Below are 16,224 nucleotides of genomic sequence, written 5' to 3' on the forward strand. Positions count from 1 at the left end.
GCTATGAACGAGAAACCCGACTTTTCAAAAAACGCCAATAGGGCAAGCACCGCGCCTGCGTTCTTGTCTGTATGGGACATGCATTCGTATTACGGAGAAAGCTATATCGTGCAAGGCGTCAGCTTTAACGTGCACGAAGGCGAGATTCTGGCCCTGCTTGGACGGAACGGCGCTGGCAAAACCTCGACACTCCGGTCGATTGCGCGGGTAGGCGATCCTGAAGTAAGGCACGGTGAAATCTGGCTGGATCATCAGCCGCTACACAATATGACAAGCTACGAAGCGGCGTCTGTTGGCCTTGGCCTTGTGCCGGAAGACAGACGAATTATCCCAGGGCTGACCGTTGAGGAAAACCTGCAGCTTGCCCAGATTGCCCCGCCTGTCGGTTGGTCTCTGGAGCGGCTGTATGAGTTGTTCCCGCGCCTAGGCGAACGCAGAAAGCAAGAGGGGATTACCTTGTCGGGTGGCGAACAGCAAATGCTGTCAATCGCAAGAGCCCTTGCTCGGGATATCAAAGTCCTGCTTCTGGATGAGCCTTACGAAGGTCTGGCCCCGGTCATTGTCGACGAGATTGAAAAAACACTGGCCCACGTCAAGCAACAGGGCATGACCACGATCATCGTCGAACAGAACGCCGTTCGAGCATTGGAGTTAGCCGATCGCGCGATCATTCTGGACACCGGCACTATCGTATTTGATGGGACGGCGAACGAGGTGCTTCAAGACACCGGCCTCCGCGAGGAGTATTTGGCCATCTAGGGCAGGCTCCAAGTCTTAGGTACATTCTGGTTGCAAACGCCTTAGTTATGGTGACGCTCGAATTCTTCGGACGCTTGCGCTCCTACACTCATGATCAAGGCAACTAACTATGATCCGCCATATCGTTCTGACAAAATTTCGGTCCGACGTGACCGAAGAAACCATCGGGAAGATTTACAGGGGCCTGTCGGACCTGACCGACGCCCTGCCGGGCGCAGGTGGGTTCACCGGTGGCTGCAGCGAAAGCCCTGAACAGATCGAACGCGGTTACAAGCATGGGTTTGTGATTGATTTCGATGATTGGGCCGCATTGGCAAGCTATCAAAGCAACGAGAGGCACAAAGCGCTGGGCGCGCAGTTGGTCGAAAACGCCGTGGGCGGCATCGACGGAATTCTGGTCTTGGATATAGAGGTTTAATACAGCGAAACAGCTTCAACCTGATCCGGAACGGCAGTTAGAAGCTTATGCACGTCGCTTTTCCATGCATTTCCTGATCAACGAAACCCGGCAAAAGTTGAACCTTTGGAATGGCAGTGTAGGAACGGCAAGGGCGTGTTGGCGGCTTGTCGTTGCGTGTTGGTTTTTCGTGAGAATGGCTGAATATGTGCCTAAAACACCTGAATGCTTGTCTTCCGGCGGTCAATTTTCTATACTATTTTTCATATTTTCTTGAGTTTTTTGATGTTAACGAGTGTATTTGGTTCGCCCGAGTTGCGGCAGTGAAGTGCGTGTTCCGGCGACCAGTTCGGGGGTTTGATGACAAAGGCCAGCGATCCGAAGGCTCGCCCGAAAGTTGCCAAAAAAGACACTGACGATGTATCGGATGTCTATTCTTTTTTGGAATCTCCCGAATGGGAGGAGATGCTTGAAAAAGCTCGGAAACAGAGGGCGACAAACTTGGCGGCCCGGAAGGCAAATGGTGTTGCTTCGCAGCCGCCAGATACTGACTCCAAAAAGGACAAACGCTCAACCAATGGTGCGCGGCTGCCAAGCGCGTTAGACAAAGCGGCGGGGCGGTTTGAAAAAGCAGGTAAGGCGACCCCAGCAACCGGCTCTCATCAATCTGTTGAGTCGGTTCAAAAAACGACCGCGCGGCGAGCGGACAGCCAAACCGTCAACAAATACGACCGTGCGACCAGAAACGTCGCACGCGAAGAGCGAGATGGAGCGCGCGCTGTTCCACCACATGTCGGGCCTGTGCCGGGCATCCACCCCACCAATATACCGGACGATTTGGTCGCCCCGGAGTCAGGCCAAAAGCTATCCAACGAAGGGTTAGCGGATCGTCTGCATCAAAGCTTTATTGAAAGGACAGTGGATCAGAGCCGGACTCGCCTCAGGATGCGGTTGGGACTGGTCGCGGCGGGATGCGGCATAGGTGTTGCCGCTTCATCTGTGATATTTCTGTTCCTGTCTGGATTAAACGCGTCCGGGCCAACCGAAAATGCGGGACAACTTAGCCAAAACAGCACAGCGGTAGGCGCGCTCTCACGACTGGACGTAGAACCGGCCGAAGGCTCGGTGCCGCTGCCCGATGTTGAAAGAGGCGAGCCGGACCTGGCTGTAAATTATGCGTCTGAATTCAATACGTCATCTCAAGCGATTCTGCCTGAAACAGACACAGCTGATTCACAAGTCTTGGCCTTGCTGCCATCGCCCTTATCGGACGCATCCGAGCAATCGGGCGGTATCGAACCAGAATTGTCTCGCACGGCCCCCAGTTTTCCGCCATTAGTGCCAACGCTTGTCCAGCCGCCACTACCGATAACCCTGCTAAGCTATCGGCCGCGGGAAGAGGTGAACCTGGGATTCGTACAGTTTCAATCCACGCCGGAAATTTTCAGCACTTCTGTCGCTTTGCTTGAAACAACTGTGACTGTGGTAAAACCCGAAGAGTTTTTGAAAGGTGTAAACGTAGCTGCAACCTCAAAAACAATGCGTCCGCCTGTAGTTCCGATCCAGCCCGGTGTACTGGACTATACAGTGACGCAAGTATCTTTGGATGTCCTCTTGACCGAGCCCGAGAATGGTTCTCAGCCGGAACAGGGTCTTCAGACAAGTGATGCAACAGGTTCGGACATTGCCGTGCGGCCAGAGGGAACAAACCTTGCTGCCGAGATTGCGCAACCGTTGCCATACGAACCCCAGCCCGAGCCTGTCGAATTGGCGGCATTGCCAATCGCGCCAAAGCCAATCGATGCGCCGGCCCCATTGATCACACCGGCCGCTTTCGAGACATCATTGGCTTTACGGGCACCGGTCCTTTCGGTGACACCAAGCCCGCTGGAATCACCGGTCTTGCCTCGGACACCGGCCCTGCTGAATGATGTAATCACACCCCCGGAACCAGAGCCTGCCCCGGCAAACATGTCCGTGGCCTTCCGGATTTATGCGCCGACCAACGTTCCGCAGAGCGTTGTGGATTCTGTTGTGTCCAACCTGACTTCGACCGGACATGAGCTTAACGGGCAAGCCCGCGTGGGGTTTAAGATCACCCAGTCAAACGTTCGCTTCTATCACAAGCAGGACGAGGAAAGAGCAGCCGCCCTTGCCAGAGACTCAGGTGCATTGCTGCGGGATTTCACAGGGTCCAACACCAAAACTCCTAGTGGAATCGTAGAGTTATGGTTGGCAGGAAAAGGCTCTGGCGTCGCCAGTGTCAAGCGAACCAACACACGCAGCACGGCCAGAACCCAGGCCCCTAACCGCGTCAATCAACTGAAAAGTCAGGTCCTGAGCAAACTTAAGAAAGCGACGACCCAATGACTGTATTTTTAAGCTATACTGAGAAGGACTGATTCAAGATTTTGTACTGTTAATTGTTTCCGACGAGGTATCCAAAATGACGGATAGACGACTTATCGGCATCGTAACTGCTCTGCTATTCTTATCGACGACCCAAAACGCGCGTGCCGAAATTACGCTTGAGCATCTGCTGGCCATCGACCAAATGCTGTCCACCAATGACATTCAGGCACTGTATTCCTACCTCGACAAAAACCCGGAGCTATTGACCGGCGAAGATGAACTGTCGCTGGAGCTGCGGAGCTTTCACGAGGTCGCATCTGTTGGCAATCTGGATTTCAGTTATGCCACCAGTGCACCGGCCAGCAGCGAGAACCGTGCGGCTAACGAGGCATTCGATGCCTCGCGGCAACACTGAGTCGGATGTCAGAAATGCTTGCCTTCGGGCGATCGAACACACCAACGATCGCCTATGTCATCGAGCCGCGGTTCTCTGGCGGGACTTCTGCGGCTGTGGCGGCCGAATTGCCGGTGGCCGCCGAATGCGGGCAGGTGGTCGTGCACGCGATCACTTCCAGGACGTTTGGCACCAACCAACACGTTTCACCGGTTTTGCGGCAGGTGCTGGACGAGCTGAACATTCCGATCATTTGGGATGCACCCCGGATCAGCGCGGATTTCGTGTTTTTGCACAACCCGTCTTTTTTGAAATTTCAGGACACGCTTGGCACAAGGATCATTGCGCGCGAGCTGTACGTGATCACGCATGAGAATTTTCTGCGTCCGGGCGGGGCGGAAGGGTTTGATGTTTCAAGCTGTCTAAATCAGATCGAAGCCTCGACAATTTCGCTGAGGAAAACACTCGCGCCGATATCACCGTTTAATCGAAGCGGTGTCGTAGACTGGTTGGCAACCTCTCGTGTGGCGCGACAGTGGGAGGTTTTGAGCTCTGACTGGTTCAACATTTGCGAGACTGAGATGAGCGCCCCATGTGAAACACCACAGGACCGCCGTGGGCGTCATTCACGACCCGGATTCGAGAAGTTCCCGGTTGTTGCTGATTTGGACAGCTGTTTTCCAAGCCATTCGCAGTGCAATGTAATCCTAGGGGCGGATGCTTTGTTGAATGCCCGTGTTCTTCGCGCGCATTGGACCTTGCTTCCCTTTGATGCCATAACTGTGCAAGAGTTCTTTGGAATGATTGACTTTTTTGTATATTTCACCGCGCCGACCTGGCAGGAAAGTTTTGGTCGCGTTGTGGCCGAAGCGGTTGCCGCGGGTAAGGTGGTTCTAACCAACACTGATACTGGCGCTACGTTCGGAAATGCTGTCTTGGCTTGCCAGCCATCACAGGTGGACGCAATCATTGCCGACCTGATCGCCCAACCGCAGAAGTATCATGATCAGGTGGCCAGATCGCAATCGGCGCTGCAGAACTACTCTGCAGGGAAATTCAAGGCGATGCTGTCGGGGGTTTTGTCCGCCGATAGCGGGGTGAACAAATGATCTATGTCGAAGTGGGCACACGCTCATTGCGGTCGTTTGACACGCAGTTGATCTTTGCTGAGCAGCTTGCCGCACGTGGCTTCAATGTTTGCATTGATGCCGATTATCTGCCCGAGGATGCAGGGCGTGGCAGGATCTACGAGGCAGCCAAGTTCCTTGTCGACCCGGGTGAGAACAAGGCGCAGAGTGTATTCGTACTGGGTGCAGAAGAGATCGATGATTTTCTTCTTGCGTCGTTGCGCAACAAACAGCTCGACCCGAGTGTCCCGGTTGTTGCGACGGGCCGCTTTATGACTCAGCAAAGCTATATCGCGGCCAAGGCCCGGCTGGCCTATGCGCTTGGGCGCGAAGCCAAGGTGATCGACCTGACAGATTTTCAACCGCGACCGGTGTTGCCATCTACCTCCAGCCCTTTGGTGGCGGATGTTCGGCCAGTATCGCGGCGGTCCAAACGGGTGGTGCCGAACGTGACCGTTGTTCTGGGTTCGATGGAGTTGGACAACCCCGAGACGCTGTCTTGTTTTTCCCGGATGAGCAGCCAGAGTGGCTATAACCTGAAACTCATTGTTAGCGGCGCACAGAACGAGGCGATCAAGGCGTCGCCGTTTCACGATTTGCCGACCTACTTGTATACCGGACTGTCGCCGCTGACTTTGGCAATTTCGACGGATATTCTGGCGATGTTCGGTAATGGAATTGCCGGAGTTCGCATGGCCGCTTTTGCGGTTGAGCTGATTGCAACGGGCGGCGTTGCCATTGACTGTACCGACGATGAGGTTCTGATGTCCTCGGGCGCACCTGCATTGCTGGGCCCCAAGACTCCTTTCGCATTGGATGGGTATCTGATCGGCAATGTGATCGGGAACGTGCCGCAAATTGTCGAACAGGCCTCGAAATCGCAATGGTTGCACACAGTTGATATTTCTCGTCTGGAAACGGCTGCAGGTCTGAAACCGAAACGGCGTCAGACGGAACAGGACAAGCCTAAAACCCTGTTTTTCCCGACAAACGGGGTGGGGCTGGGCCACGCGCAGCGGTGCAGTATCATTGCCCGTGAAATGCCGGACACCATGACAAAAATGTTCGCGGCCTTTCCCAGCTGTGTCCCGCTTGTTCGCCGTGAGGGTATCGGCTGTATCCCTCTGGTTCAGCGCACCGATACAAAGACCAATTCAGATGGCAATGACGTGCTGACTTATCGGCGTCTTGGTGGGGTGCTTCAGGAAAACGACACGCTGGTTTTTGACGGCGGCTACGTGTTTGACTCCGTCTATCGTGTTATCCGTGAACGCAAGTTGTCGGCGGCTTGGATCCGGCGCGGGTTGTGGCCCGAAGGCCGGTCCAGGCAGACCATGCTGCGCCGCGAAAGCGTGTTTGACCGTGTCATCGTGCCTTCCGAGGCATTTGACGAGTTGAACGACGCCTACAGCTATGGTGACCATGTCCATTATGTCGGGCCAATCGTGCGTCAGGTGGAACAATCCGCCGCGGAAAAAGAACAGCTCAGGGCCCGGCTGGCGGAACGTTTCGGGCGCGACTTCAAGCAACTGGTTGTCAGCATGTTAGGGGGTGGGGTTGCCTCGGACAGGTCTGCACAATTGCAGGCGATCTCGGGCATGCTTGAGGCGCGCAAAGATTGCCTGCACCTTGTTGTAACGTGGCCCGGAAGCACGGTTCAGCCTGCCACATTTGGTTGGAAAAACACCCACGTGGTTCAGACGTTAGAGGCGACCAAGCTTTGTCTTGCCGCGGATGTGGTTATATCTGCAGCCGGTTACAACTCGGTCCTTGAGATGCTGTACCATCGCATCCCGGCGATATTTATTCCGCAGTCAGCACCCTATCTGGACGATCAGGAACGGCGCGCCACAGCCATGGCCGACCGTGACTTGTGCGCCGCCATCACCGAGCGCGAATTCATGAAGCTTGAACGCACGGTCGCAGATTGGTTGGATCATGACGGAGCCGAATTGTACCGATCCGCTTTGAATGATTTTGAGCTGCCAAAAACGGGGGCAGTCAAGGCCGCCGAATTGTTGACCGAATTGGGGGTCGGATATGACCAGTGATCTATGGTTCGAAATCCTCAGCCGAGCGTCGCCAAATCGGCCCGTGCCGCTGGACGATCTGATCAATGAGGATCACGGCGCCAAGCCGCTTGGCAAGGTTGTCTTTCCGAACATGCGGCTGGCACCGTCGCTTATGCTGTGGGACCGCGAACCCGGTGGTCCGGTGCATATCGGCGTGCGGGTGCATGAACCGCCACAGATACCGTATCGCATCGCCAGGCTTTTGGCCGCCGCCGCGATGGAGCGGGAGGTTTTTCCGGTCATTCTCAGCCGCGTTGATTATTGCGGTCTTGAACGGTTCGGGTTTCGTGTCGAACGCGTTCCCGAAGAGGCCGCTGCAGCCCAGGCCGCCGAGGAAGAAATCAGAAAATACTGGGACCTGGCGATTATCATTGACGGGCATGAAATCGGTCTGTTGGGCTAGCAAGGCGCCGGTTTAGGGTAAGGAACGTCTTGTGAAAATCATAACCGGCGGACAAACAGGCGTTGATATGGCGGCTTTCCAGTTCGCTTTGGAAAACGAGATCCCCTATGGCGGCTGGGTTCCGAAAGGCCGCTTGAATGAGGCGGGCCGCATTCCGGATCGCTTCACCAATTTGTCTGAAACGCAGTCTGAAGATGTTGCCGAGCGCACAAGGATGAACGTTTTGTCCTGCGACGCGTTGCTGGTGTTTTTGGATGGATCGACCAGTCCGGGAACGCAGTTGACCGTCGATTTCGCGCAAGAGATCGGAAAGCCTAATCTGGTCGTTGATCTAGGGCAGGGGCTTGAGGCGTGCGCGCGCCAAGTAAAGCATTGGGTTATGGCGAGACCCAATGCGGTATTGAACGTCGCGGGTCCCAGAGAAAGCGAAGCCCCCCAAATCGGAGCCAAGGTGACAGCAGTACTACGTCAGTCGATTTTGTATAAAAAAAGGAATGTTAACTAAGCATGGGTTCCGGGTATACGACGTTTCGCCAGTAGGCGCGGCACCTGCTGGTTGCTAGGGTTGGGACAACCAGATTGCGAAGGCCAAGTTTCATGTTTGCAAAAAATGCCGGACAGATTGATTTTGACAAGGTCCTGATCGTCGATGACCATCCATTGTTTTGTGATGCTTTGTCGATGACGTTGCAAAGTGTCACTCGTATTGGTGAAATCCACACCGCAGATCGATTGGAAAACGCGATTGCTCTGATTGCTGGTGGGTTGCGACCAGATGCGGTTATACTGGACCTCAACCTGCCGGATGTGGACGGGCTTGAAGGTTTGGTGCGCGTCAAAGCGGCCACCGATGCACCGGTCATCGTGGTGTCGTCGATTTCAGAGAACCGTGTGATCAGTCAGGTGATCCGCGCGGGTGCCTCAGGCTATGTCCCCAAGCACAGCCAGCGAGATGTATTTCGTACAGCTTTCGAGACAGTTCATTCCGGGGACGTCTTTGTGCCGGACGGTTTTGCACTGATTGACGACGATGCGGAAACCGAACACAGCGACGCCGCCAATCGGCTTGCCACATTGACCAATCAGCAATCGCGCATTCTGCAGCTTATTTGTGAAGGCAAACTGAACAAGCAGATTGCGTTTGATCTGTCCATTGCCGAGACCACAGTCAAGGCGCATGTAACTGCAATCATGCGTAAACTCGGCGTGCAAAGCCGTACGCAAGCCGTGCTGCTTGCCAAGAAGGCTTCTCTTGCCAGCGTCTTGCAAGAATAAGCCCTCGCGCCATATCATATGAAAACGTTGCGCTTCAGGGAGGAGGGCAGGATGAACCAAGCAGTCGGGTGGGCGACAGCTGCTGCCCGTGCGCCAGGTATCGTCAAAACGGGCTTTGTACATCGCGACACGGATCAGGCGATTGAAAAACTCGCCGGATCCTTGGGCGATGATCTTTTGTCCTTGGTTATTCTGTTCGTGAGCTCCGGCGCGGATGCGGCGGCGGTTATTTCCGAGGCAGTCGATGCTTTTGCGCCAACGCCGGTAATCGGATGCACCACAGCGGGCGAGCTTGCAGATTGCGGTTACGGCGAAGATCAGATTGTCGCCATCGGATTACCGTCTTCGCATTTCGAGGTGCGCACTCTGTTGGTGCCCGACCTTGGGAATTTCTCGGCGCAGGACATCATTGACCAGATGATCCGCAACCGTAACGAAATGGCGGCGTCCGCACCGGATTGGAAACATGAGTTTTCCTTTTTGATGATCGACGGGCTGTCGACGAAAGAGGATGCGCTGACGTCGGAACTCGCCATTGGACTGGGGCCGGTGCCCTTGTTCGGCGGGTCCGCAGGGGACGGAACCCATTTCGGCGCGACCTATGTGTTGATGGACGGTCAGGCCATGCAGAACGCGGCGATCCTGACACAAGTTCGCACGCGCTGCCCGATCAAAGTGTTCAAGACGGATCACCTGGTGCCAACGGCGCGGCGTATGGTTGTCACCAAGGCCGATCCGGCAAACCGCATTGTGCAGGAAATCAACGCCGAGCCAGCCGCGCGCGAATATGCCCGTCTACTTGGAAAAGACCCTGAACAGCTGACGACCTTTACCTTTGCGGCCCACCCGCTGGTTGTGCAGATTGGCGGCCAGCATCATGTGCGGGCCATTCAGCGCGTCGCGGGCAATGGTGACCTTGTGTTCTTTTCCGCGATTGATGAGGGGCTGGTGCTGACGCTGGCCGAACCTCGCGACATGGTTTCGCATCTCGAGGAAGAAATCGCTGCGCTGACACAGACCACCCGTCCGGACACGATCCTGGGCTGCGATTGCATCCTGCGCCGGCTGGAGGCACAGGAAAAGCAAAAGACGGGCGAGATCTCGCGACTGCTTGCTGAGAACCATGTCGTGGGGTTTTCGACCTATGGCGAGCAATTCAATTCGATCCATGTGAACCAGACGCTGACCGGCGTCGCGATTTACCCCCCGGAAGACGGGTAGGCGATGATTGAATCTCTGACCGACCCCAATGATCCGCTTGATCGGCAAAATGAAAAGCTGCTGAAAATCGTCGCGGCCCTGATGCGGCGGGTTGAAGAATCCACTGACGCCTCGGGCGCGGCTTACGCACAGTTTCAGCGGGCTGCCATGCTTGAACAGGAAGTGCGAGCGCGGACGGATGACCTTGAGCGGGCGTTGGACTTGCTCAACGACTCGAACGCCCGTTTGGCGCAGGCCAATCAGGAAACCGAAGCCGCCCGCGCAAACCTCGCCAATGCGATCGAGGCGGTGCAGGAAGGGTTTGCGCTGTTCAACCGGGATGAAGAAATGGTCCTGTGCAATAGCCGCTTTGGCCTGCATATGCCTGACATCCAAACCAAGCTGACACCGGGGCTGCGGTTCACCGATTATGTCGGGTTGGTCAGCCAGTCCAGGTTTCTGTCCCTGCCCGGGGTCGTTTCCCCAAAGGACTGGGTGCAACGACGCATGGCGCGCCATGCTGAAGATCACGTTGTCTTTAACATCCGCCTTAGCGGCAACCGCTGGATGCAGGTATCCGAACACCGGACGCCGGATGGCGGCACGGTGATCCTGCAGACGGATGTGACCGACATCATGCGGTTCGAGCGGCAGGAACGGGACCGTATCCTTGATGACAAAGCGCGCCTGATCCGCGCGACACTGGAACATATCGATCAGGGGGTCTGTATCTTTGACAGCAAGCTGCGTCTGGTCGGGTGGAACAACCGCGCCAGCGAACTTCTGGCCATTCCCAACGCGCAATTTCAGATGGGCGCACCGTTCCAGACGTTGTTTCACCGGTTAAGCGCGACAATCAGTTTTGAGGGCGGCGTGAGCGACGCTGACCTGCTGGCCTGGGTCAATCGCTCGACCGAACGTCCGCCGCTGCAATTCCAGATGCACAGCGGTCGTGCCAAGATTTTGTCAGTCTTTGCGCAGGAAATGCCGGATCAGGGATTTGTGATTTCTTTCACTGATGTGACGGAAGACAGAAAATCCGCGCAAGCCCTGGTCGAGGCCAAGGAACTGTTGGAACAGCGCGTTGCATCGCGGACAATGGAGCTCGCGGACGCGCTGAACGAGGCAGAACGCGCGAACGCATCAAAATCGCGCTTTGTTGCGGCGGCCAGCCACGACCTGTTGCAACCTCTGTCGGCTGCAAAACTCTACGTCTCGACGCTGGGCAGTGGATTGGACAAGGCTGACGCGCGGGATGTCGCTGCGAAGGCGGAAAGCGCACTCAACAGTGTAGAACACATTCTTGAGGCGCTGCTGGACATATCGAAACTGGATTCCGGGCGGGCATCGGTTCACTTGTCTTCCGTCCCGGTCGGAGAGCTTTTTTCCCAGATGGAGGACGCCTTTAGGCCTATGGCGCAAGCAAAAGGGCTTGGATTGGGATTTGTGGGTACCGATGCGGTTGTTAGAAGCGATGCCAGTTACTTGCGGCGTATTCTGCAAAACCTTTTGTCGAACGCGATCCGGTATACGGAAACGGGCAGGGTTCTGGTCGGTGTAAGACGACTGGGGAAAACCATATCGATTCAGGTCTGGGATACCGGCATTGGGATCGCACCTGACCAAAGAGACGTTGTTTTTCAAGAATTTAAACGTATTCATTCAGACGCCAGTGCGGCCGAAGGGATGGGTTTGGGCCTTGCCATTGTGGAACGCGCCTGTGGTTTGTTGAAACATCCGATACGTCTGCAGTCCGAACTGGGGCGCGGAACCGTTTTTTCAATCACGGTTCCATCAGCAGGCCAGGCACGCGATGCGCTGAATAGTGGTGAGCCGTCGATACAATCGCGCTCGGACGTGCTGCACAGGACGGTTGCCTTGCTGATTGAAAACGATGACAACCTGCGCGGGGCGCTGTGCATGACGATGGAAAACTGGGGCGTTCAGGTATTGGAAGCGGCCAGCAAAGATGAGGCGGCAAACCTGCTGCACGAGATCGGGATTTTACCGGATGTCATTGTCGCCGATTTTCAACTGGACGGCGGAAAGGCCGGTACCGAAGCCATTGCCGAACTGACACGCGAATTCGGGCAACTGCCCGGTTGCATCATTTCCGCTGATCGTTCGACCGAATTGGCGACCTCTTGCAAAACGGCAGGCTACCTTTTGCTGCAAAAGCCGATTGATGCACAAAAGCTAAAATCCGTGTTAGAGGCTTCGGTCAGTTGACAGGTCAGGGCGTTCGTCGCTTACCTACCGTCCGCATCATCTGACGGAAATAGAGCTTTGGTGCCAGACGGTTCAGCAGATTGGCGATCTGTGCGATCCGCCCGACAGGGATGTAGTCTTTACGTCGCCGGTAACCTTGCAAGATTACTTGCGCCGCCGCTTCCGGCTCCATGTAGTCGATACCATCCGAGGCAGAGCCGGGACGAACGAACCCAGCGTCTGCGGCCTCCGGTCGCCCGATATTGGTCGCCACAAAGGATGGCGCGGCGATGGAAACACGAACCCCGTGGGCGGATTCCTCGGCGCGAAGGGACTTAAAGAACCCCTCCATCGCGTGTTTGCTGGCTGCATAGGCGGTTCGATGAATGAGGGGTGCAAAACCTGCAACGGAAGAGATCGCGAGGTGCGTACCCTTGGCCTTCCTGACCGCGTCCAGAAAATCCTGAGCGCAAGAAACCGCAGCGAAATAGTTGATTTCGAACAAGTTTCGGTGCGAGCGCATATCGCTGTCCGAAAACGCGGAAATCTGCGAGACGCCTGCATTGTAGATCACCAGATCTATGGAGTCCCTTGCCGCAATGATCCGGGTGCAGGTGTCTTTGCATTGATCAGCGTCGGTCAGATCACAGGCATAGATGCTGACGTCATCCTGATTGGCAAGCGCGTCAAGCTCTGGCCCCGGTAAATCGATCAACGCCGTGTGCCAGCCGTCGGCCCTCAGCGCGGCGGACAGCGCACGGCCCAAACCGCCAGCGCCTCCGGTGATGACAGCGGTTGGTTTCATTGGGCAGCCTCCCACCAGCGATCAAACGCCTCGGCACTTGTGAATTTGGGGTGATAGCCGAATTCGCCTTTCAGCGCGGCATTGTTCAACACGGGACGGTATAGAAGGAAACGCACTTGTTCTGGCCCATAGCGCGACAGACCCAGCGGGCGGGCAATGGACAGGGCGATCTTGACCACCGCAGGGGACAGCCAACGCACCGATTTGCCCATTTGTGACGCGATCTGTGAGATGGTCAGCGCGCCGTCACCCGCAACGTTGAAAACGCCGGCAGGCCCGTCCGTGGCCGCACGAACCAGTATATCGGCCAAGTCTTCGTCCCAAATGAACACGAAAGGGCTGTCGGAGCCTTTCAAGCCCAGCAGACTGGGCTTGTGGAACAGAGCCGTTATCTGGTTTTCGACCTTGGGCCCCAATACTGTGCCCACGCGCAGAACAACCTGTTCGAGGTCGGGCGCGCTTTGTCTGGCTTCGGCCAGCATTTCTTCGACCAGCCGCTTGTGCCAGGAATAGGCAAACTCCTTATTGCCTCGTATCGTATCCGTTTCGCGCAAGGGAACCGGGTTATCGGCATGATACCCATAAGCGGCCCCCGAAGAGGTAACCACCAGACGCTTGACCCCGGCGGCAATCGCCGCATTCAGCACATTTCGGGTACCTTCGACATCAACCTGATATTCATGGTCTCTGGTCGAGTTGGGACCGGGGGTCACGATGGACGCCAGATGAACGATGGTGTCCGGTTCTTCGGCCAGAATGACGTTGAGAGGCGCGTTGCCGGTGACATCCATTCGTACGAACCGTGCATTTTTCGGCAAGTTGGCGGGTTCTTGAATATCGGTTGCGGTGATCGTGATGTCGGCACGATCGCCCAACCGATGCAGCAGGGCAGTGCCCACCGAGCCCGCAGCTCCGGTGATCAGGATGTGGCGCATTCGGGCACCTCTCGTCTTGCGAAGAAGGCGGCCAGAGCCAACCCCGAGATTGCGTGCCAGATGCCCCAAAGAGCGGCGGCCACCGCCATGCCGCCAAGCCCTCCGAAAAAGGCGAAAATCAGGATGAGGCCAAGGCCCGAGTTCTGAATCCCAGTTTCGATTGTGACAGACCGGCGGTCGCGTTCCGACAGATTAGCTGCCGTCGCGGTCAGATACCCGCCCATAAAAGCCAGCGCGTTATGCAGAATAACAATCCCGATGATCATGGTCGCAAAATGCTGGAAAATTGCCCAGTTCGCGGCGAGCGCAACCATGATGAATGTGATGAAGATCGCCATCGAGAGCCACTGCATCGGGCGGCGGATTTTATCGGCGACGGCTGTGAAGCGCGCATTGACCAGCATGCCAAGGATCAGCGGTAGGATCAGCATGAAGCCGACCGTAATGGCCACTGCGACTGGGTCGATTTCTGTCCTTTGCAGGATTTCTCGTGTTGGGGCGTAAAGATTCCCCCACAGCGCAACATTAGCGGGCGTGATGATGATCGCGCCGACGGTTGCGAAAGCTGTCATCGACACCGAAAGCGCCACGTTTCCGCCTGCGCGATGGCTCATGAAATTCGAGATGTTCCCACCCGGGCAGGCCGCTACAAGGATCAGCCCCATCGCGACCGACGGTAGTGGATTGACCACCAGCAGCATCAGAAAGGTGAGTGCGGGTAGAACCAAAAACTGGGACGCCAGCCCAACAAGCAACGGTTTCGGTCCGCGCAGGATCCGGCGAAAGTCATCCATCCTAAGATCCAGCGCGATTGAGAACATCACGACGGCAAGGATGACGTTCAGCAGCTTTAGGTTACCTGCATCGAAGTTCAGCGCGACATCGTCGATCCCGTTCATGACTGGGCCGCTTTCAACGCCGCGATCTGCCGGGTCACTTCACCGCGGTAGGTCGCTTTGTCGACATAATAGGCCATCCGGGGCAGGTCGATATAGTTCATGCCGCCGGTCGCACGTTCGAATTTTTGGGATTTGGCCGCGTGAATGGTCTTTGCGGCAGAGTTTCCGGATCTCAGTCCCGCGATATAGCGCGCCACCATCTCGGCCTGTTCGTGCCGTCCTTGCCACCCAAGGCCCGACGCCTCGATCATTCCCAGAATGAACAGATCATCGCGGGTTGGGTGCATGCAGTTCAGGTACAGGTGCGGGGCGTCGCCCTGCCAATTCAAGTGTGACTTATCGATGAACGGGTAGTGCAGTTTATATCCGGTCGCGGCCAGAACCATGTCGTATTCAGCACTGGTACCATCACGGAAATGGACCGTCTTGCCGTCAAATCTTTCAATGTCAGGGCGCACCTTCAAATCGCCATGCCCGGCGTGGAACAGGATCAGCGAGTTGACGACGGGATGGGACTCGTAGAGGGCGTAATCCGGTTTGGGAAAGCCATATTTCTGCGGATCACCCACGAACCATTTCAGGATTGCACCGTCGACCTTTCGTTTCAGCCACATGGGCAGTTTGATCTTCCCGCCCATCGTGTCGGCCGGAACGCCGAAGACGTATTTGGGTACGAAATAGTACCCCCGGCGCATCGAGATGTCACAAGACTGCCCGTGGTGAATGGCGTCAACCGCGATATCGCAGCCCGAGTTTCCGGCCCCGATGACCAGAACCCGCTTGCCTGTGAATTGCGTCGGATAACGATAGTCCGAGGCGTGGATCAGCTCGCCTGAAAACTCTCCCTCAAACTTGGGTAGGTTGGGTTCGGACAATGTGCCGTTGGCGATCAGGATACCCGCAAAGATCTGGCAGTGCTCAGTGCCTGCCTTGTCACGCCATTTCACCTCCCATCCGCCTGCATCCAGCGGTGTGGTACTCAGGACCTCGGCACCAAAGTGATAGTGCTGGTACAGGTCAAATGCGTTTGCGAAGTCGTGGAAATACGTCTTGAGCTCGCGATGTGATGGATACTCCGCCGTTTCTTCCTGCATAGGGAAGTCGGTGAATTCGGTCATTTTCTTGGACGATATGAGGTGGGCGGTCTCGTACATCGTAGACCGAGGGGCATCGATGTTCCACAGGCCACCCACATCATCAGCCAGTTCAAATCCCTGAAATGGCACTCCCTGCTCGACAAGTGTCTTGGCCATCGCCAGACCCATGGGCCCAGCTCCGATCAGAGCAAAACACTCTTCCGGGCGGGCCTTCACCGTGACCGGCTGGCCCGCTCCGACTTGCACCTGTTCCATCCGTCTCTCCTCCTGCGACATTATTTATCTTGAACGATCGTTCGAA

15 protein-coding genes are annotated in these 16,224 nt (G+C 56.1%); 11 read left to right on the top strand and 4 right to left on the bottom strand.

The window, feature by feature from the left end:
• The first annotated feature begins 3 nt into the window (after nt 1-3).
• The 11 genes from AC2FI8_RS18115 to AC2FI8_RS18165 all read left to right on the top strand — a co-directional run bounded on the left by AC2FI8_RS18115 (nt 4) and on the right by AC2FI8_RS18165 (nt 12,208).
• Complete coding sequence (locus AC2FI8_RS18115) at nt 4-759, top strand: ABC transporter ATP-binding protein (protein ID WP_058274761.1); 756 nt, start codon at nt 4-6, stop codon at nt 757-759.
• A 109-nt stretch (nt 760-868) separates the two neighbouring features.
• Nucleotides 869-1,177, top strand: coding sequence for a Dabb family protein (locus tag AC2FI8_RS18120; protein ID WP_496780468.1), 309 nt, complete (start codon nt 869-871; stop codon nt 1,175-1,177).
• A gap of 339 nt (nt 1,178-1,516) precedes the next feature.
• Entirely contained in the window at nt 1,517-3,526 is a 2,010-nt protein-coding gene (locus AC2FI8_RS18125) for a hypothetical protein (RefSeq protein WP_496780469.1), read from the top strand.
• Nucleotides 3,527-3,602: 76 nt separating this feature from the next.
• Nucleotides 3,603-3,923, top strand: a complete 321-nt coding sequence (locus AC2FI8_RS18130) for a hypothetical protein (RefSeq protein WP_282150864.1) — start codon at nt 3,603-3,605, stop codon at nt 3,921-3,923.
• A gap of 14 nt (nt 3,924-3,937) precedes the next feature.
• A complete protein-coding gene (locus AC2FI8_RS18135) occupies nt 3,938-5,011 on the top strand; it encodes a hypothetical protein (protein ID WP_496780470.1) in 1,074 nt (357 codons plus the stop codon).
• Nucleotides 5,008-7,080 carry a glycosyltransferase gene (locus AC2FI8_RS18140; RefSeq protein ID WP_496780471.1) on the top strand — a complete coding sequence of 691 codons (2,073 nt, stop codon included), beginning with the start codon at nt 5,008-5,010 and terminating at the stop codon, nt 7,078-7,080. Before AC2FI8_RS18135 ends, AC2FI8_RS18140 begins: the two co-directional genes overlap by 4 nt.
• Nucleotides 7,070-7,504: a hypothetical protein gene (locus tag AC2FI8_RS18145; RefSeq protein ID WP_496780472.1), complete on the top strand. Its 435-nt coding sequence runs from the start codon at nt 7,070-7,072 to the stop codon at nt 7,502-7,504. Before AC2FI8_RS18140 ends, AC2FI8_RS18145 begins: the two co-directional genes overlap by 11 nt.
• A gap of 31 nt (nt 7,505-7,535) precedes the next feature.
• A complete protein-coding gene (locus AC2FI8_RS18150; protein WP_496780473.1) occupies nt 7,536-8,009 on the top strand; it encodes a putative molybdenum carrier protein in 474 nt (157 codons plus the stop codon).
• A 92-nt stretch (nt 8,010-8,101) separates the two neighbouring features.
• Complete coding sequence (locus tag AC2FI8_RS18155) at nt 8,102-8,779, top strand: response regulator (protein ID WP_496780474.1); 678 nt, start codon at nt 8,102-8,104, stop codon at nt 8,777-8,779.
• Nucleotides 8,780-8,830: 51 nt separating this feature from the next.
• Entirely contained in the window at nt 8,831-10,000 is a 1,170-nt protein-coding gene (locus AC2FI8_RS18160; protein ID WP_496780475.1) for an FIST N-terminal domain-containing protein, read from the top strand.
• Between the two features lie 3 nt (nt 10,001-10,003).
• The gene (locus AC2FI8_RS18165; protein WP_496780476.1) at nt 10,004-12,208 is read left to right on the top strand and encodes a PAS-domain containing protein; all 2,205 of its coding nucleotides are present in this window, start codon (nt 10,004-10,006) and stop codon (nt 12,206-12,208) included.
• Nucleotides 12,209-12,212: 4 nt separating this feature from the next.
• Here the strand turns inward: AC2FI8_RS18165 and AC2FI8_RS18170 are convergent, their stop codons facing one another.
• From AC2FI8_RS18170 to AC2FI8_RS18185, 4 genes are read right to left on the bottom strand one after another with little or no spacing between them, the layout of a single operon-like run.
• Complete coding sequence (locus AC2FI8_RS18170) at nt 12,213-12,992, bottom strand: SDR family NAD(P)-dependent oxidoreductase (protein WP_496769720.1); 780 nt, start codon at nt 12,990-12,992, stop codon at nt 12,213-12,215.
• On the bottom strand, nt 12,989-13,927 hold the full coding sequence (locus tag AC2FI8_RS18175; protein ID WP_496769718.1) for an SDR family oxidoreductase: 939 nt from the start codon (nt 13,925-13,927) through the stop codon (nt 12,989-12,991). The genes AC2FI8_RS18170 and AC2FI8_RS18175 overlap by 4 nt, the downstream gene beginning before the upstream one ends.
• Entirely contained in the window at nt 13,912-14,826 is a 915-nt protein-coding gene (locus AC2FI8_RS18180; protein WP_496780477.1) for a bile acid:sodium symporter family protein, read from the bottom strand. The genes AC2FI8_RS18175 and AC2FI8_RS18180 overlap by 16 nt, the downstream gene beginning before the upstream one ends.
• Complete coding sequence (locus tag AC2FI8_RS18185) at nt 14,823-16,178, bottom strand: flavin-containing monooxygenase (protein ID WP_496780478.1); 1,356 nt, start codon at nt 16,176-16,178, stop codon at nt 14,823-14,825. The genes AC2FI8_RS18180 and AC2FI8_RS18185 overlap by 4 nt, the downstream gene beginning before the upstream one ends.
• Nucleotides 16,179-16,224 lie beyond the last annotated feature (46 nt).

Source organism: Ruegeria sp. CDSB029 (assembly GCF_059611125.1).